Source organism: Falsiroseomonas sp. E2-1-a4 (assembly GCF_051433165.1).
Taxonomy (GTDB): domain Bacteria; phylum Pseudomonadota; class Alphaproteobacteria; order Acetobacterales; family Acetobacteraceae; genus Falsiroseomonas.
This window is the reverse complement of sequence record NZ_JBHMFS010000002.1, coordinates 158514-175855: the sequence shown is the minus strand read 5'-3', so window position 1 is coordinate 175855 and position 17342 is coordinate 158514. Positions and strand designations below refer to the sequence as shown.

Genomic DNA, 17342 nt, shown 5'->3' with positions numbered 1-17342 from the left:
GTCTCAGCCCCTTCCGAACAGGCCGGCGGGCCGCGTCAGCAGCACGATCGCCATGATGACGAAAACCACGGTGGCGGAAGCTTCGGGGTAGACCACCCGCGCCAGCCCCTCGATCAACCCCAGCCCGAAGCCGGTGACGACGGAGCCCATGATGGAGCCCATGCCGCCGATCACCACCACGGCGAAGACGGTGATGATGAAGTTGGCCCCCATCGCCGGGTTCACCGAATAGATCGGCGCCGCCAGCACGCCGGCAAACGCCGCGAGTGCCACGCCCGCGCCGTAGGTCAGCGTCATCATCCGCGGCACGTTGATGCCGAAGGCCTGCACCAGTTCCGGCCGTTCCGTCGCGGCGCGCAGATAGGCGCCGATCTTGGTCTTCTCGATCACCAGCCAGGTGGCGAGACACACCAGGAGGGATGCGATGACCACCCACACCCGGTAGCCGGGCAGGAACATGATGTCGATGTCGATATTCAGCGCGTTGAAGGCATCGGGCGGCGCATAGGGCAGGCCGGATGCACCGAAGGCGTTGCGGAACACACCCTCGATGATCAGCGCCAGGCCGAAGGTGAGCAGAAGGCCGTACAGATGGTCCAGCTTGTACAATCGCGCGATCATCGTTCTTTCGATGACCACGCCGAAGGCCCCCACGATCAGCGGCGCCAGCACCAGCGCCCCCCAATACGGGATGCCGGCCCAGGCCAGCAGCATCCAGGCGACGAAGGCGCCCATCATGAACTGCGCGCCATGGGCGAAGTTGATGACGTTCAGCATGCCGAAGATGATGGCAAGGCCGAGCGAGAGCAGCGCGTAGAAGGCGCCATTGACCAGCCCGAGGATCACCTGGGGCGCGGCCATCTCGAGTTCGAACAGCAGGTTTTCGATCACCGGGCGCGGGCCTTGCCTGGGGGTATCAGGGGGTGGAATCAAAGGCCGGCATCCCGGCGGGTGTGACCCGCCGGGATGCCGCGGTGCTCAGCTGCGAACCAGTGCGCAGCCCCCGTTGGCCAGCGGGCGGAAAGCCTGGTCGCCGGGGGTGGTGCCGAGCAGCTTGTAGTAGTCCCAGGCACCGCTGCTCTCGGACGGAGCCTTCACCTCGAACAGGTAGCAGGGGTGGATCTTTCGGCCATCAGCGCGGATCGTGCCCTCACCGAAGGCATCGTCGCTGGTCGGCATCGCCTTCATGCGCGCCACGGCCTCGGTGCCGGAGGCCTTGGCAGCTGCCACGCCCATGTCGCCCGCAGCCTTCAGGTAATGCAGGACGGAGCCATAGCAGCCGGCCTGGACCATGGAGGGCTTGATGCCGCCCGGCATGGCGCCGAGCCGCTGGGTGAAGGCGCGCGTCTTGTCGTTCAGGTCCCAATAGAAGGTCTCGGACAGCACGAGGCCCTGCGCCACTTCCAGGCCCAGCGAGTTGACGTCCGTGATGAACACCAGCAGCCCCGCCAGCTTCACGCGGCCACCGCGGGTGATGCGGAATTCGGCCGCCTGCTTGATGGAGTTGATGGTGTCGCCGCCCGCATTGGCCAGGCCGATGACCTGCGCGCGGGACCGCTGCGCCTGCTGGAGGTAGGAGGAGAAATCCGTGGTGCCCGGGAAGGGCGTGCGGACAGAACCCAGAACCTCGCCACCCTGCGCCTTGACGAAATTGCCCGTGTCACGCTCCAGCGCATGGCCGAAGGCGTAGTCCGCGGTGATGAAGAACCAGGACTTGCCGCCGGCCCGCACCATGGCGCCGCCGGTGGAATTGGCCAGCATGTAGGTGTCGTAGGTCCAATGCACCGTGTTCGGCGAGCACTGCGCGCCCGTGAGGTCGGACGTCGCGGCGCCGGAATTCAGGAAGACCTTGTTCTTCTCACGCACCAGCGTGTTGGTGGCCAGCGCGACGGATGAGGTGGGGACATCCACCACCACATCGATGCCGTCGCGGTCGATCCACTGGCGGACCACGGTGGAGCCGACATCCGGGCGGTTCTGGTGGTCGGCCTGCACCACTTCCACGGTGACGCCGCGCTGGGTGATGCCGGATTCCTGCACCGCAAGCTGCACTGCCTGGGTGGAACCCGGGCCGGAGAGGTCGCGATAGGTGCCGGACTGGTCGTTCAGCACCCCGATGCGGATGGTGTTGGCGGCCTGGGCGCGTGCGCTGCGGAAGGGCAGCCCACCGAGGGCCGGAAGGGCGGCGGCACCGGCGAGCAGCGTGCGGCGATTGAGGCTCATGTTCGAATTCTCCCAAGAATGTTTGGTCGTGGCCGGGCTTTCAGACGCCCAGGTATTCGTGCAGCCGATCGAGGCTGGAGGCGAGTTGTTCGTTCGGCACCATGTCCACGACGCGGCCATGCTCCATCACATAGTGCCGGTCCGCCACCGTCTGGGCGAAGCGGAAATTCTGCTCCACCAGCAGCACGGTGAAGCCGCGCTGCTTGATCTCCCGGATCATGGCGCCGATCTGCTGCACGATGACGGGGGCCAGGCCTTCGGAAGGCTCGTCCAGCAGCAGCAGTCGCGCGCCGGTGCGCAGGATGCGGGCAATCGCCAGCATCTGCTGTTCGCCGCCCGAGAGTTTCGTCCCGGGGCTGCGGGCGCGTTCCTTCAGGTTCGGGAACAGCGTGTAGATCTCATCCAGCCCCAGCCCGCCCGGCGCGATGACGGGCGGCAGCATGAGATTTTCGGTGACGTCGAGGCTCGCGAAAATGCCGCGCTCCTCGGGGCAATAGGCGATGCCGGCGCGGGCGATCAGGTCGGAGCGCAGGGCGATGGTCTCCTGCCCCTCGAACTTGATGCTGCCGGAGCGGCGCCCGACCAGCCCCATCATGGAGCGCAGGGTGGAGGTCTTGCCGGCTCCATTCCGGCCCAGCAGCGTCACCACCTCCCCCGGATGGATATCCAGCGAGACGCCGTGCAGCACATGGCTTTCGCCGTACCAGGCCTCGAGGTCGCGGATTTGCAGCATTGGCTCAGGCATGTTGGCTACCTCCGGAAATGCCGGGATCGGTGCCGAGATAGGCGGCCTGGACTTCCGGGTTGCGGGAGACGGTGGCGTAATCCCCCTGCGCCAGCACGCGACCGCGGGTCAGCACCGTGATGGTGTCGCACAGCCCTTCCACCACCTTCAGGTTATGCTCCACCAGCAGCACGGTGCGCCCGACGGCGACGCGCTTCACCAGGGTGACGATGCGGTCTACGTCCTCATGCGTCATGCCGGCGGTTGGTTCGTCCAGCAGCATCATCACGGGGTCGAGCGCCAGGGTCGTTGCGATCTCCAGCGCGCGCTTGCGACCATAGGGAAGCTGGCCGGCGGAGAAACGGGCGTATTCGGTGAGCCCGACATCCGCCAGCAATTCCATGGCCCGGTCGTCATACTGGCGCAGCAGGCCTTCCCCGCGCCAGAAGTCGAAGGACCCGCCGCGCTGGCGCTGCAGCGCCAGTCGCACATTCTCAAGAACCGTCAGGTTCGGGAACACAGCCGAGATCTGGAAGGACCGCACCAGGCCAAGCCGCGCGACCTCCGCCGACTTCATGCCGGTGATGTCGCGGCCGTCGTAGCGGATGGAGCCGCGGGTTGGTGGCAGGAACTTCGTCAGCAGGTTGAAGCATGTGGTCTTGCCGGCCCCGTTGGGGCCGATCAGGCCATGGATGCTGCCGCGCGCCACCTGAAGGCGCACATCGCTGACCGCGGCAAAGCCACGGAATTCCTTCGTCAGCCCCTCGGTCTCGAGGATCGTATCGACCACTCGTGGACGCCCCCAATTGTCTTGTTATGGCATCGGCATGGTCGGGGCGGTGTTCCGCCCCCAGCGCATGGCCGATGCGCTTCTCCGACATTTGTGCAGGCAGTCCGGGCAAGACGCAAGTGATGGAACGGCATCACCTGATAGGAAGCTCAACCTTTCAGCGGCATGCCGCTGGCACGCCAGCGGGCTAGTTGAACATCAGCGTCAGACCCGGCACGGCCACGATCAGCGCCAGCACCACCAGCATCACCCCGATGAAGGGGATGCAGCCGGCGAAGATCGTCTCCAACCCGATGCGCTTGTCATTCAGCGTCGCCTTCACCGCGAAGGCACCTATGCCAAAGGGCGGCGTCAGCAGCCCCACCTCCACCGCGATGACGGTGATGATGCCGAAATGGATCAGGTCCAGGTTGAAGGCCATGGCGATGGGCGCTGCGATCGGGGTGACGATCAGCAGGATGGAAGAACTGTCCACGATCATGCCGAGCAGCAGCACGAACAGGATGTAGATGAACAGGAAGCCGTAGACGCCGAGCCCCATCGCCTGGATCAGATCCGCGATGGAGGCCGGGATGCCGGCCATGGTCAGCATGCGCGAATACATGCTGGCTGCGATCAGCAGGAACAGGATGCCGACGGAGACAAAGCCGGTCTCCACAAGGATGCGCCAGAATTTCTGCAGGTTCAGCCGGCGCCGTACCAGCGCGATGACCAGCGCGCCGAAAGCGCCCACCGCGCCCGCCTCGGTCGGCGTGAAATAGCCGCTGTACAACCCACCCAGGACCAGCGCGATCAGCGTGGTGATGGGCAGGGATTTCGCGAGCAGGCTGCCCGCGGTTTCCTCCGGCGGCGGCGCCACCTGGGCGGCGACGGGTTGCACCCAATCCGGCCGGAAGGTCGCCATCAGCCAGATCATCAGCATGAAGCCCGCCGCCATCACCAGGCCTGGGATGATGCCCGCCAGGAACAGCCGCCCGATCGAGACCTCCGCCAGCACGCCATAGATGATCAGCAGCAGGGAGGGCGGGATCAGCATGCCCAGGATCGAACTGCCCGCGACGCAGCCCACCGCAAAGCGCGGCGTGTAGCCGAAGCGCATCATCTGCGGCACCGCGACCTTGGTGAACACCGCCGCCGAGGCAATGGAGATTCCCGTGACGGCACCGAACACCGCATTGGCCAGCACGGTGGCCATTCCCAACCCCCCGCGCAGCTTCCGCAGCAAATGCTGCGCGACCTCGAAAGTGTCCTTTCCCACATCGCTGACGGAAACCAGCAGCCCCATCAACACGAAAAGTGGAATCGTCGCGAACAGGTAGTCCGAGATCGCAGCATAGGAAGCCAGCGCCAGCAGCCGCCCGGCAAGGTCCCAATTCTCCCGGATCAGGCCGATGCCAATGAAGGACAGGAATACCAGGCCGATGCCGATCGGCACGCCGGCCAGCACCAGGCCCGCCATGATGGCAATGAGCGCAAGGCCAATCTCGATCTCGATCATGCAGGGCGCCCCGCGCGCCACAGGCCGCGCGCCACCTGCACCAGGCTAGCCAGCGCCGCGCCGGCGCAGCCCACCAGGATGGAAAGGCGGATCGGCCAGGTCGGCAGCGTCCAGACGCCCTGCACGCCGAAGAACTCGGCCTGCTCCCAGCTATCGAGGAACTGCGGCAGCGTCGCGCGGAAGATCACGATGAAGACGAAAACACCGATGCCGGCGAATACCGCCTCCGCCACCTGCGCCGCACGCGGGCTGCGCACGGCCAGGCGATTGAGGAACATGTCCGCCCGCGTCATGCGCTGCCAATGGATTGCCGCCGGCAATTGCAGGAAGACGATGGCGACGATCAGCTTGGCGGAGATCTCCGCCACGCCATTCAGCGGCGCGTTGAAGAAGGACCGGCCCACCACATCGGTCACGATCAGCACCATCATCGCGGCGATCATCAGCGTGCCGAGGCTGTTCAGCAGCCACAGCATCAGGCCGAAGGCATCCTTCGGCGGCCGCGCCGCTTCCTCCTGCGCCGCATCGCTGACGCTATCCAGTTCCGCCATGCGGCATGTCCCGTGTAAGGCCCTCTCCCCCAAGCGGGGGGAGAGGGTTGGGTGAGTGGGGTGAGGTCAGGCCGTCCAGGCGCGCCCCGGCGTGGCACCCCCGGCGCGCAACCCGTCCATATAGGCGGCCAGCACCTTCTTCGCCGGCTGGCCGCGACCCTCGTTCGTGCGCGCCCAGTCGCCCGCGATATCCGGCAAGCCGTCGACCCACCGCTGCCGCTCCGCGGCGGGGAAGGTCGAAACCTCCGCCCCAGCCGCCGCCATCTGCCGCAGGTTGGCGTCGCTCGTCTCCAGCACACGGTTGGTCAGCGCCGCCGTGTAGGCTTTGCCGCCGGTGCGGAAGGCCGCCTGCACCACCGGGTCCAGCCGCCCGAAAGTCTGCCGGTTCATGCCGATGCCGCCGACATACATGCAGCCCACATTCACCCGCGTGATGTACTTCGCCACCTCATGCACCCGCACCGGGAAGATGCCGGAGGGAAAGGACAGCGCGCCCTCGCTGACGCCGGTCTGGATATCCGTGTAGTAGGTGGTCAGCGCGCCATTCACCGGCACCGCACCGGTGCCGCCAAGCCAGGTGGCGGAGACGCCGGGCGCGCTGATCTTGCGGTTGCGGAGGTCGTCCACCGTGCGGACCGGGAAGGTGGACCACAGATCATAGGTCTCGGTGCCGCAGGTGCCGAGATAGACCATGTTGTTGTCGGTCCAGGCTTTCAGCATCTCCGGCATTTCGGCGTGCATCTTCTCCATCACATCGACCTGCAGGCGCAGGTTATCCGTGGCGAAGGGCGTGAAGTAGGTCACGTTTTGCAGCGGCATGGCGCTGCCTTCCCATAGCGTGCCGACGAAGCCGATATCGGTGATGCCGTCCTTCACCGCGTTGCGGGTTTCGGTGAAGCGGTACAGCGTGCCGCCGAACGCCTCGCGCCAGCGGATGCGGAAGCGGGTGCTGTCCAGCGCCTGGTTCACCGCCGGCATCAGCGCCTGCTGCATCGCCCAGATCCAGGCGATGGTGGTGGGGTGGCTGGCGGCGATGGTGATGTTGATTTGTGTCTGCGCCGCCAGCACGTTCGGCGCTGCCAAGGGGGCGGCGGCGGCGGTGCCGAGCAGCGCCCGGCGCGTGAAGTTCTTCATGTTCGTTCTCTCCCTGTCGTTCAGATCTTGCCGAGCGCCGTGAGGATTCGCGCCGGCGTAAAAGGCTGGGCGAAGACGCGTGCGCCGAAGGGGCGCAGCGCATCGTTGATGGCGTTCTGCACGGCGGCCGGTGCGCCGGCGGTCCCCGCCTCCCCCGCGCCCTTGGCGCCGAGGGCAGATTCCTTGGTCGGTGTCTCGACATGCGCCACCGCGATATCCGGCATCTCGCCCGACATCGGCAGCAGGTAATCGGCGAGCGAGCCGGTCAGCAGCTGGCCCTCGGGCGAATAGACGCAGTGTTCGAGCAGCGCGCCGCCGAGGCCCTGCACCACGCCGCCCCTGATCTGCTCGTCGACCAACATCGGGTTGATCACGGTGCCGCAATCCTCGACGCACCAATGCTTCAGCAGCTTGACGAAGCCGGTCTCGATATCGACTTCGAGGTAGCTGGCCTGGGCGCCATTGGTGAAGGCGAAGGGGTAGTCCTTCGGCGTGTAGTGCCGCGTTGCCACCAATTCGCGCGGCAGATCCTTCGGCAGCGTGTCACCGCGGAAATAGACGATGCGGCCGAGTTCTTCCAAGGGCAGCCGTTCCGCACCCGTCGCGCGATCGACCACGGTACCGCCGCGCACATCCAGGCTGTCGGGCGCGGCCTGCAACATGGTGCCGGCGATCACCAAAATCTGCTCGCGCAGCGCGTTGCCGGCCTGTAGCGCCGCCTCGCCGCCGATGCCCGCCCCGCGGCTGGCCCAGGTACCGCCGCCATAGGGCGTGGTCTCGGTATCGCCGGTCGTCACACGAACCCGCGCGATATCTACACCCACCGCGCCAGCGACGATCTGCGCCAGCATTGCCTCCGTCCCCTGCCCCTGTTCCGTGACGCCGGAGGCGATGGCGACGCTGCCATCCGGGTCCAGCCGCACCGTCGCGCCATCCATCGCGGAAATCCGCGCCCCGCCGATGCCGTACATGAAGGGGGATGGATTGGTCAGTTCGATGAAGCTGGCCAGCCCGATGCCGCGATACACGCCCTTGGCCCGCAGCGCGTCACGCTCCGCCTTCAGCCCCTCATAATCCATCATTGCCATCAGTTTCTGCAGGCATGCGTGATGCGACAGCCCCTCGAAGGCCAGGCCGGCGAGATTACGGAAAGGGTAGATGTCATCAGCCAGAAGGTTGCGGCTGCGGATTTCGGCGGGGTCCATGCCGATGGCCTCGGCGGCGAGGTCCACCAGCCCTTCCGTCACCGTCGTCGCGATCGGGTGGCCCACGGCGCGATACTGGCAGGTCGGTGTCTTGTTCTGAAAGACCACCGTGGTGCGCGCCTTGTAGCCGCGCAGCGCATAGGGGCCGCCACAGAGGTTCACCACCTGGTTGCCCTCCACCGCGGAGGTGCGGGGATAGACGGAATAGGGGCCGATGCCGGTGAGGTCGTCGATCTCCATCGCAGTGATCACGCCATCCTTCGTCACCGCCGCGCGGGCCGTGATGCGGTGGTCGCGGGCGTGGATGTCGGAGACCATGCCCTCGATCCGGTCGGCGGCAAACTTCACCGGCCGCCCGAGCATCTTAGACAAGGCGGCCGTCGCCATCTCGTCCGGATAGACATGCACCTTGATGCCGTAGCTGCCGCCGACATCGCGGCAGATGACGCGCACATCGCCCTCGCGCAGGTTCAGGTGCTTGGCGAACACCGTCTGCATCATGTGCGGCGCCTGGTTCGAGTGGTACGCCGTCAGGCGACCCTCCGAAGCGTTCCAATCGGCCAGGATCGCGCGACCTTCCAGGCAGACGCCGGTATGCCGCCCGGTGTGGAAGATCGCCTGCACTACGATGCTGTCAGAATCAGCGAAACACGCATCCGGTTCGCCGCCCATATGCTCGCGCTGGAAGGCCAGATTATCGCCAAGCTCCGGGTGGATCACCGGCGTGCCGGCGGCCAGGGCGGTTTCCATATCCACCGTTGCGGGCAGTTCCTGCCACGCCACCTCGATCAGCCCGACCGCATCCTCCGCCTCCGCGCGAGACCGCGCGACCACGGCCACGACAGGCTCCCCCTGCCAGCAGGCGCGATCCAGGGCGAGCGCGTATTGCGGCGCGGATTTCAGGCCCTTGAGGTGGTGCAGCACGCCGACCCAGGGCGTGCAGACCGCGGCCATCTCCGCCCCCGTCACCACCCGCACAACCCCGGGCGAGGCTTTCGCGGCCGTGCTGTCGATGGACAGGATGCGCGCATGCGCGTGCGGGCTGCGCAGGAAGGCGACATGCACCATGCGCGGCAGGCGAAGGTCATCCACATACTGCCCGCGCCCGGCCACCAGCCGCTTCGCATTGGGCCGCGGCACGGAGCGGCCGATATAGGAGTTGGGCCGATCGACGGAGGAAAGCTCGTTCATGCCCGAGTCTCCGTGACACTGGCGGCCTGTTCGATGGCATCGACGATGGCGTGGTAGCCGGTGCAGCGGCAGTAATTGCCGCTGATGCCCTCGCGGATTTCCTCCCGCGTCGGGTTCGGATTCGCCTTCAGCAAAGCCGCCGCGGCCACCAGCATCCCCGGCGTGCAGAAGCCGCATTGCAGCGCGTTGCGGGCCACGAAGGCGTCCTGCAAGGCGGCGATGGCGCCGGACTCGGTGAGGCCTTCCACGGTCCAGACCTCGGCGCCCTCGGCCTGCACCGCCAGCATCAGGCAGCCGCGCACCATCTCCCCATTCACGATCAGCGAGCACGCGCCGCAGACGCCGTGCTCGCAGCCGGCATGGCTGCCTGTGAGATCGAGTGTGTCGCGCAGAAAGTCCACCAGATGCATGCGCGGCTCGATGCGGGCGGAGACGGCTTCGCCATTCACCGTCAGGGACAGGTCCATCTTCATCTCAATGCCCCTTCATCGCTGCGGCCGCGCGGCCAAGCAGCACGCGCGCCCAATGCAGGCGCAGCGCCGGTGGGCCGTGCAGGTCCTCCGGCGGGTCAAGCTCCGCAGCCAGCGCCGCCTGCGCCGCGGCAAGATCGCCCGCGGCGAGGGCACTCTCGGCACGCGGCGTCCGCAGCGGCGTGGCGCCGACGCCGAACCAGGCGAGGCGCACCCCCTGCCCCATCATTTGCGCCGCCAGCCCGACAATGGCGTAGTCGCCATGCCGTCGCGCCAATTCCTGCAGCGTGCTGGCCGCCCCGGCGCGGGAGGGGATTTCGACCGCCGTCAGCACCTCATCCCCGCGCAGCGCGGTCTGGTACAGCCCTTGGAAGAACGCATCCGCCGCCACGCGGCGCTCGCCGGCGCGGCTCGCCAGCACCAGATTCGCCTCCAGCGCCAGGACGCAGGCCGGCAGTTCCGAGGCCGGGTCGGCCAGGGCCAGCGACCCGCCGATGGTTCCCCGATTGCGGATGGCGGCATGGGCGATATGTGGCACTGCCTGGGCCAGCAGCGGCGCGTGCTGCGCCACCAACGGGTCGGCGCCCAGCTCCGCATGCCGGGTCAATGCGCCAATCCGCAGCACGCCATCCGCGTAGGTCACCCCGCGCAGCGCGGCGACCCCGTTGATATCGAGCAACAAGTCCGGGCTGGCGAGCCGCAGATTCAGCGCGGCGACAAGGCTCTGCCCGCCGGCCAGCAGCCGTACGGCGTCGCCATGGGTCTCAAGAACGTCGAACACCTCCGCCAGGGTGGTCGCGCGCGCATAGGCGAAGGGGGCTGGTTTCACCGCTCCGATACTCTCCCTGGACGTCCGCCGCGGTCAGGGCCGCGGCTTGTTGACGCCAGAGTTGTCGTGCGCGCGAGCTTTGTCCAGCACAGGCTTGTGAAGGCTCAGTCGTCGAAGATCGCCACCGCCCGGCACCAGCCGCCGGAGGCGCGGGTGATCTTCACGGGCAGGCAGCTCACGGTGAAGCCGGTGGCGGGCAGCTTATCCAGGTTGGTCAGCTTCTCGATCTGGCAGTAGCCGGCCTCCCGCCCCGCCTTGTGGCCTTCCCAGATCAGGCTGGCATCGCCGGTGGCGGCCACCTTGGCCTTGGTTTGGATGAAGGGCGCGTCCCAGGACCAGCCATCGGTGCCGACCACCCGCACGCCGCGGGCCGTCAGCCACAATGTCGCCTCCCGCCCGAAGCCGCAGCCGCGGGAGACATAGTCCGGCCGCCCATAACAGGCCCCGGCGGAGGTATGCGCCAGCACGATGTCCCCCGGTTGCAGCGTGTGGCCGATGGTGGCGAGTGCCGCCTCCACCTCCGCCGCCGTCACCACATGGCCATCGGCGAATTCGGAGAAATCCAGCCGCACGCCCGGGCCGATGCACCAATCCAGCGGCACCTCATCGATCGTCAGCGCCGGCGCGCCGCCATCCATGGTGCTGGCATAGTGCCAGGGCGCGTCGAGATGCGTGCCGTTATGGGTGGATAGGCGCACCCATTCCATCGCCCAGCCCTCCCCATCCGGAAGCTGGTCCGGGGTAATGCCGGGGAAGAAGGCCACCAGCTCCCCGGCCGAGTCCTTGTGGGTGCGGTATTCGATGGCGGGGCCGTAGCCAGGCGGGTCCTGCACCACGTCATTGTCGAGCGAGATCGACAGGTCGATGATCCGTCGCGGCATTCTCGGCGTTTCCCCCAGGCCCGGAAGCAGCCTAGCGCGCGATCGCGCGACAGGGGAAACCCCCTCTCTTCGCGTATACCCGGGTCCGGCTTTCGGCGTTGGCGCAGGCTGCCACCCTCCTGCATGGTCCTCGCCATCGCAGCGCAGCCCGGCGCACGCCTCCCCGCAAGGTTCCCCATGCCCCGCTGGCTTCCCCTGCTGCTCGGCTTCCTCACCGCCGTCGGGCCGCTTTCCACCGACATGTACCTGCCGGCCTTCCCGGCGATCGAGGCCGAGCTGGGCTCCGGTTGGGGCGGCGTGGAGGCGACGCTGTCCGCCTGGTTCCTGGGCCTGGCGGTCGGGCAGTTGGTGCAGGGCACGCTGGCGGACCGGCTCGGCCGGCGCCGGCCGCTGATCGTGGGCACCGCCATCTATACGGTGGCCTCCATCGGCTGCGCGCTGGCTTCGGATATCGCCACCCTGTCGGCATGGCGCTGCCTCGCGGCCTTTGGCGGCGCGGCGAGTGCCGTGATCCCGCGCGCCATGGTGCGGGACCTGGCCACCGGGCTGGATGCGGCGCGGCTGATGTCGCGGCTGATGCTGGTGATGGGTGCCGCGCCGATCCTGGCGCCAACCATCGGCGGGCTGCTGCTGGAGGCCGGCGGCTGGCGCATCATTTTCTGGGTCTCGGCCGGCTACGGACTGGTGTCCTGCCTGCTCGCGGGCTTCCTGCTGCCGGAGACGCTGCCACCGGAGCGCCGGCAACGGCGTTCGGCCATGACGGTCCTCGGCGATTTCGGCCGCATCGGCAGGGAGCGCGGCTTCATCACCCATGCGGTGATGGGGGGTGCCGCCATGTTCATGGTCTTCGCCTTCATCGGCGGCGCACCGGAGGTCTATATCGCGCAATACGGCATCGCGCCCTCGGAGTTCGGCCTGCTGTTCGCCGTCAGCGCCATCGGCTTCATCGGGCTGACGCAGCTCAACCCCTGGCTGCTCGGGCGGTTTGGTGGGCTGGTGCCGCGGGTGGCGCTGCATGCGGCCCTGCTGGCGGTGCTGGTGATGACGCTGTCGGCCAGCACCGGCTGGGGCGGCTTCCTCGGCCTGTATCTGCCGGCCTGCGTCGCGCTGGCCTGCACCGGCCTGGTGCTGCCGAATGCCGCGGTGGGCGCGCTGGCGCGCCACGGCACGCGGGCGGGCAGCGCCTCCGCCCTGCTCGGCATGCTACAGTTCGGCCTGGCGGCGCTGGGCGCCTGGCTGGTGGGTGCGCTGACGGGAACGGATGCGGTGCCGATGGCGCTGCTGATGTTGGCCGGCGTTGCCACGGCGTTGCTGGCAGACCGACTGCGGACGGCGCGGTAAGTGCAGGGAGGCGCCGAGTGGTCGGAGCGGCGGGATTCGAACCCACGACCCCCAGTCCCCCAGACTGATGCGCTACCAGACTGCGCTACGCTCCGACTGCGGCGGCAATAGCACCGGGCGCCGGGCCGCGCCAACCCCCGCGCCGCAAATTCAACCCCCGTATCAACCCCGGGCGGTCAGTGCCCGAAGCTCGTGCGCCAGGCGTTCCAGGGTGTCCAGCGCCTCGCGCACCGGCTCCGGAGCCTCCGCCTCATCGAGGTCGCCGAGCGGCAATTCCGGCGCCTGCCCGGCCTCATCCAGCCCACCTTCGCGCAGCAGGCGCTGCACGCCCTTGATGGTGTAGCCCTGGGTATAGAGAAGGTCGGAGATGCGCCGCAGCAGCGTGATGTCTTCCGGCCGGTAGTAGCGCCGCCCGCCGCCGCGCTTCAGCGGCTTGAGCTGGGGGAATTTCGTCTCCCAGAACCGCAGAACATGCTGCGGGATCTGAAGATCATCCGCTACCTCACTGATTGTGCGGAACGCAGTGGGTGCCTTGCGGGGACGGCCGCGGCTATCGTCGCCGTCCTGGCCCTCGTCACTCATGTGTCGTCATCGGCCGAGCGCGCGATGGTCTGGCCCGGATTCAGCCGCGCCTTGAGGACGTGGGAGGGCCGGAAGGCCAGCACTTTGCGGGGTTGGATCGGCACTTCCACCCCGGTCTTCGGGTTCCGCCCGACCCGCCGGCCCTTCTGGCGCACGACGAAGGACCCGAAGGCGGAGATCTTCACCGCCTCCCCCGCCTCCAGCGCCGCCGACATGCGTTCCAGCACCGTCTCCAGCAGCTCGGCACTCTCGTTGCGCGAGAGTCCCACCTGCGCGTAGATCGCTTCCGCCAGATTGGCCCGCGTGATCGTGGTCATGCCAGAGCAGGTCCTTGCAACCCCTTCAAGTCGCAAGAAAGCCGGGTTCCGCGATGGCCGTCAACCATAGGTTTGGGGTAGTGTTGCGGGAAGTTGCAACACTGTTGCCGCCGCGCCTCACATGGCGCGGGAATCGCTCAGAAACGCGCCAGTGCAGCGCCCCAGGTCAGCCCGCCGCCGATCGCCTCCATCAGCACCAGCTCACCCGGCTTGATGCGGCCGTCGCGGGTGGCTTCCGCCAGCGCCAGCGGGATGGATGCGGCGGAGGTGTTGGCGTGGCGGTCCACCGTGACCACCACGCGATCGAGGCCCATATGTAGCTTGCGGCCCATCGCCTCGATGATGCGAATATTGGCCTGGTGCGGCACCAGCCAGGCGATGTCGTCATGGCCGAGACCATTGGCCGCCAGCGCCTCATCCACCGCGGAGGCCAGTTTGGTGACGGCGTGCTTGAACACCTCCCGCCCCGCCATCCGCACCACGCCAGCGCATCCGGTGGAGCCGGCGCCACCATCGACCTGGAGGATGTCGCCGAAACGGCCATCGGAATGCAGATGGGTGGAGAGCAGGCCGCGCGCCGTGCCTTCCTCCGCCCGCAGGAACACCGCGCCGGCGCCATCGCCAAAGAGCACGCAGGTGCCGCGGTCGGACCAGTCCAGGATGCGGGAATAAATTTCGGTGCCGACCACCAGCACGCCACGCGCATGGCCGGTGCGGATCATCGCATCGGCGACGGACAGCGCGTAGATGAAGCCGGTGCAGGCGGCGGACAGATCGAAGGCGAAGCCGCGGGTGACGCCGAGGCCGCCCTGGATGCGCGTTGCGGTGGAGGGGAAGGCGCTGTCGGGCGTCGCCGTCGCCACGATGACCGCATCGACATCCGCCGCGGAGGCGCCAGCCTGGGCCAGCGCGGCCCGGCAGGCTTCCATGCCCATGGAGGAAGCGGTCTCGCCGATCGCGGCAAAATGCCGCCGGCGGATGCCGGTGCGCTCCACGATCCAGTCATTGGTGGTGTCGAGGTTCTTTTCCGCCGCCAGTTCGTCATTGCTGACGGAGCGCGCCGGAAGATAGCCGCCGGTGCCGGCGATGACGCCGCGAATCATGCTGCCCATCGTATCAGCGCGGCGTGGCGGCAAGCCGTTGGGCGGGGCTGGGCAGCAGCGCCAGGCCTTCCCGGATCCGGTCGTTGAAGCGGTGCGTTACCATGTCCATCGCCACATCCACCGCATGGGCGAAGCCTACGGCATCCGTGCCGCCATGGCTTTTCACCACCACGCCATTCAGCCCGATCAGCACGGCGCCATTGTAGCGCCGCGGGTCCATCCATTCGCGCAGCCGGTCCAGCGCCGGGCGGGCCAGCAGATAGCCCATGCGTGCGGGCATGGAGCTGGTGAAGACCTGGCGCAGCAGGTCGCGCATCAGCTTCAGCGCCCCCTCCCCGGTCTTCAGCGCGACATTTCCGGTGAAGCCATCGGTGACGATCACATCCACCGTACCGGCGGCGATGTCATGGCCCTCGACGAAGCCGCGGAAATTGGTGCCGAGATGGCTGTCGCGCAGCGTCTCCGCCGCGACGCGCACCCGCTCATCGCCCTTCAGCTCCTCGGAGCCGACATTGAGCAGGCCCAGCGTTGGATTCGTGAGCCCGAGCACGGCGCGCGCGAAGGCATCGCCCATGATCGCGAACTCGACCAGATTGCGTGAATCGCACTGCAAATTCGCGCCGAGGTCGAGCATGACCACGTCGCCCCGCGCCGATGGCCCGATGGCCGCTAGCGCCGGCCGATCGATCTCGGGCAGCGTCTTCACCACGATCTTCGCCAGGGCCATCAGCGCACCGGTATTGCCGGCGGAGACGACACCCGAGGCTTCTCCCTGCGCCACCGCATCGATGGCGACGCGCATGGAGGACCCACGCACGCGCAACGCCGCGGTCGGCTTCATGTCGCCCGGAATGGCTTCCGGCGCATGACGCAGGCTGCAGGCCTTGGCCGCGCGCGGCCGCCGCGCCAGCAAAGCGCCGACCCGAGCCTCATCGCCAACGAGCAGGAAACGCGCCTGCGGATGACGTTCCGCGGCCAGTTCCAACCCGTCCAGGATGGAGTCCGGTGCGTGGTCGCCGCCCATGGCATCGATCGCCAGAGCGAACTCCGCCGGGCCACGACCCGCCAGGATCTTCCCCGCCACCTTCAGAGCCTTCGCCACATGGGCGGTTGCCCTTTCATGCGGATCAGACGCGGACGACACCCTTGGCCTTGTCGGCCGCCATCACTTCACGACCATCGTAATGGCCGCAATGCGAGCAGATGTGGTGCGGGCGCTTCAGTTCGCCACAGTTCGTGCACTCCATATGCGCGGCAGCCGTCAGAGCCTGGTGGCTCCGCCGCATGCCGGCGCGGGACGGCGATACTTTTCTCTTCGGGACGGCCATGGTGCCGAGCCTTTCTCGTCAACAAGCTGCAATATCAGCGGAGCCGCGGGCATTAGCACCGCGCGGCACGGGGAAGCAAGCGGCCCCGGAGTTCCTGCGCCGTTCAGTTCCGCTTGAGGCGGGACAGGGCGGCAAAGGGATTCGGGCGCTCCGGGGCCGTATCGTCCATATCGGCGCCAGGCTCAAGCGCATCACCCTCAAGCTCCGGCGGGATCGCGGCATCCGGGGCGCGCGGATAGGGGTCCAGCGCCAGCGCAAGCTGCTCCGCCACCACCTCCCCCAGATCGACCGCATCGCCAAATGTCTCGATCTCATCCGGGCTGTCGGGGTCGTCATCGGTGGCGGGCGTGCCGGGGGGCAGGATGCGCAGATCCAATGCCGTATCGACGGTTTGCGGCACGGGACCCAGCGAGACCACGCATTCCTGCACCACATCCGCCACGAGCCGGCCGCGCAGCCGCGTGGTGCCGCCGGTCTCGGGGGTAAGGGTCAGGAAGGCCTCCAGCCGCGCCACGCCGGGAATGCGGAAGCGGGCGGCGAGTGCCGCGCATTCCTCAGGCCGCGCGCGCAGCTCCAGGCTGCGGGACTCGGCACTGCCGAGTCGGTGACGGCGGGAGAATTCGTAGGGTTGCTCCGATGTCATGTGAACACCGCCTTGCCGCGCTTCAGCGCCGTCATCGGCTGCGGCGCCAATTGCCCGGCCACCGCCAGGGCATGGGCGGCCAGTTGCGCGGCGGCGCCAGCTGGCGGCTGATCGCCGCGCCAGATGTTGCGGGCCAGCGCCTCCGCCAGCGCCGCGACATCGCCGGCATCGACGGCCGATTCGTAGGCCGCGGCGCGGCCGTGGAATGCCTCCCACATGCGCTTCACCCGCTTGCCCACCACCAGGTCGCCGACCCCCATCTCGCGCAGGTTCACGTCCATATCGGCGAACATGGCGTCGAACACCGCCTGGGCGAGCTTCGGCCCCGCCGCATCCGGGTCCCGCCGCAGCCGGCGGATCAGCAGCGCCACATGCAGCGAGACCAGGTCGAACCGCCCGTCCAGCGTGTCCGGCACGCCGAGTTCGGCGAAGAATCGCGGCTGCCGCGCCGCCGCCACGGCGGCGCCATAGAGATCGAAGCCCGCACGTTCATGCGGCTTTCGCCCAAAAAGGCCGAGCAGGCCCATCATCC

At 67.9% G+C, this 17342-nt stretch carries 19 protein-coding genes and 1 tRNA gene; 1 reads left to right on the top strand and 19 read right to left on the bottom strand.

Annotated features, from left to right (window positions below; all coding sequences use genetic code 11):
• Window positions 1-3 precede the first annotated feature (3 nt).
• The 11 genes from ACFHNC_RS03575 to ACFHNC_RS03525 all read right to left on the bottom strand — a co-directional run bounded on the left by ACFHNC_RS03575 (window position 4) and on the right by ACFHNC_RS03525 (window position 11496).
• The gene (locus tag ACFHNC_RS03575; protein WP_437167837.1) at window positions 4-891 is read right to left on the bottom strand and encodes a branched-chain amino acid ABC transporter permease; all 888 of its coding nucleotides are present in this window, start codon (window positions 889-891) and stop codon (window positions 4-6) included.
• Between the two features lie 87 nt (window positions 892-978).
• Window positions 979-2223, bottom strand: a complete 1245-nt coding sequence (locus ACFHNC_RS03570; RefSeq protein WP_437167836.1) for an ABC transporter substrate-binding protein — start codon at window positions 2221-2223, stop codon at window positions 979-981.
• Between the two features lie 40 nt (window positions 2224-2263).
• On the bottom strand, window positions 2264-2968 hold the full coding sequence (locus ACFHNC_RS03565; protein ID WP_437167835.1) for an ABC transporter ATP-binding protein: 705 nt from the start codon (window positions 2966-2968) through the stop codon (window positions 2264-2266).
• A complete protein-coding gene (locus tag ACFHNC_RS03560; RefSeq protein WP_437167834.1) occupies window positions 2961-3737 on the bottom strand; it encodes an ABC transporter ATP-binding protein in 777 nt (258 codons plus the stop codon). The genes ACFHNC_RS03565 and ACFHNC_RS03560 overlap by 8 nt, the downstream gene beginning before the upstream one ends.
• 187 nt (window positions 3738-3924) lie before the next feature.
• On the bottom strand, window positions 3925-5235 hold the full coding sequence (locus ACFHNC_RS03555) for a TRAP transporter large permease (RefSeq protein WP_437167833.1): 1311 nt from the start codon (window positions 5233-5235) through the stop codon (window positions 3925-3927).
• Window positions 5232-5786 (bottom strand): TRAP transporter small permease subunit, encoded by a 555-nt coding sequence (locus ACFHNC_RS03550; protein WP_437167832.1) that lies wholly within the window; start codon window positions 5784-5786, stop codon window positions 5232-5234. The genes ACFHNC_RS03555 and ACFHNC_RS03550 overlap by 4 nt, the downstream gene beginning before the upstream one ends.
• A 66-nt stretch (window positions 5787-5852) precedes the next feature.
• Entirely contained in the window at window positions 5853-6920 is a 1068-nt protein-coding gene (locus ACFHNC_RS03545) for a C4-dicarboxylate TRAP transporter substrate-binding protein (RefSeq protein ID WP_437167831.1), read from the bottom strand.
• Between the two features lie 20 nt (window positions 6921-6940).
• Window positions 6941-9316, bottom strand: coding sequence for a xanthine dehydrogenase family protein molybdopterin-binding subunit (locus ACFHNC_RS03540; protein WP_437167830.1), 2376 nt, complete (start codon window positions 9314-9316; stop codon window positions 6941-6943).
• Window positions 9313-9783, bottom strand: coding sequence for a (2Fe-2S)-binding protein (locus tag ACFHNC_RS03535; protein WP_437167829.1), 471 nt, complete (start codon window positions 9781-9783; stop codon window positions 9313-9315). The genes ACFHNC_RS03540 and ACFHNC_RS03535 overlap by 4 nt, the downstream gene beginning before the upstream one ends.
• 7 nt (window positions 9784-9790) lie before the next feature.
• Window positions 9791-10615, bottom strand: a complete 825-nt coding sequence (locus ACFHNC_RS03530) for an FAD binding domain-containing protein (RefSeq protein ID WP_437167828.1) — start codon at window positions 10613-10615, stop codon at window positions 9791-9793.
• Between the two features lie 104 nt (window positions 10616-10719).
• Window positions 10720-11496, bottom strand: coding sequence for a cyclase family protein (locus ACFHNC_RS03525; RefSeq protein WP_437167827.1), 777 nt, complete (start codon window positions 11494-11496; stop codon window positions 10720-10722).
• Between the two features lie 177 nt (window positions 11497-11673).
• On the opposite strand from ACFHNC_RS03525, the gene ACFHNC_RS03520 reads away from it, so the two are divergent.
• Window positions 11674-12837 (top strand): multidrug effflux MFS transporter, encoded by a 1164-nt coding sequence (locus ACFHNC_RS03520; RefSeq protein ID WP_437167826.1) that lies wholly within the window; start codon window positions 11674-11676, stop codon window positions 12835-12837.
• Between the two features lie 18 nt (window positions 12838-12855).
• On the opposite strand, the gene ACFHNC_RS03515 is transcribed toward ACFHNC_RS03520, so the two are convergent.
• The 8 genes from ACFHNC_RS03515 to ACFHNC_RS03480 form a co-directional block, all read right to left on the bottom strand.
• Window positions 12856-12932 (bottom strand) — tRNA-Pro (locus ACFHNC_RS03515).
• A gap of 67 nt (window positions 12933-12999) precedes the next feature.
• The gene (locus tag ACFHNC_RS03510; protein WP_437167825.1) at window positions 13000-13419 is read right to left on the bottom strand and encodes a MerR family transcriptional regulator; all 420 of its coding nucleotides are present in this window, start codon (window positions 13417-13419) and stop codon (window positions 13000-13002) included.
• Complete coding sequence (locus ACFHNC_RS03505; RefSeq protein WP_437167824.1) at window positions 13416-13736, bottom strand: integration host factor subunit alpha; 321 nt, start codon at window positions 13734-13736, stop codon at window positions 13416-13418. Before ACFHNC_RS03505 ends, ACFHNC_RS03510 begins: the two co-directional genes overlap by 4 nt.
• Before the next feature lie 137 nt (window positions 13737-13873).
• Window positions 13874-14839, bottom strand: a complete 966-nt coding sequence (locus ACFHNC_RS03500; RefSeq protein ID WP_437167823.1) for a beta-ketoacyl-ACP synthase III — start codon at window positions 14837-14839, stop codon at window positions 13874-13876.
• Between the two features lie 13 nt (window positions 14840-14852).
• Window positions 14853-15941 carry a phosphate acyltransferase PlsX gene (plsX, locus tag ACFHNC_RS03495; protein WP_437167822.1) on the bottom strand — a complete coding sequence of 363 codons (1089 nt, stop codon included), beginning with the start codon at window positions 15939-15941 and terminating at the stop codon, window positions 14853-14855.
• 25 nt (window positions 15942-15966) lie between these two features.
• Entirely contained in the window at window positions 15967-16167 is a 201-nt protein-coding gene (gene rpmF, locus ACFHNC_RS03490; protein WP_304814600.1) for a 50S ribosomal protein L32, read from the bottom strand.
• A gap of 103 nt (window positions 16168-16270) precedes the next feature.
• Window positions 16271-16810, bottom strand: a complete 540-nt coding sequence (locus ACFHNC_RS03485) for a YceD family protein (protein WP_437167821.1) — start codon at window positions 16808-16810, stop codon at window positions 16271-16273.
• A complete protein-coding gene (locus ACFHNC_RS03480) occupies window positions 16807-17340 on the bottom strand; it encodes a ubiquinol-cytochrome C chaperone family protein (protein WP_437167820.1) in 534 nt (177 codons plus the stop codon). Before ACFHNC_RS03480 ends, ACFHNC_RS03485 begins: the two co-directional genes overlap by 4 nt.
• Window positions 17341-17342 lie beyond the last annotated feature (2 nt).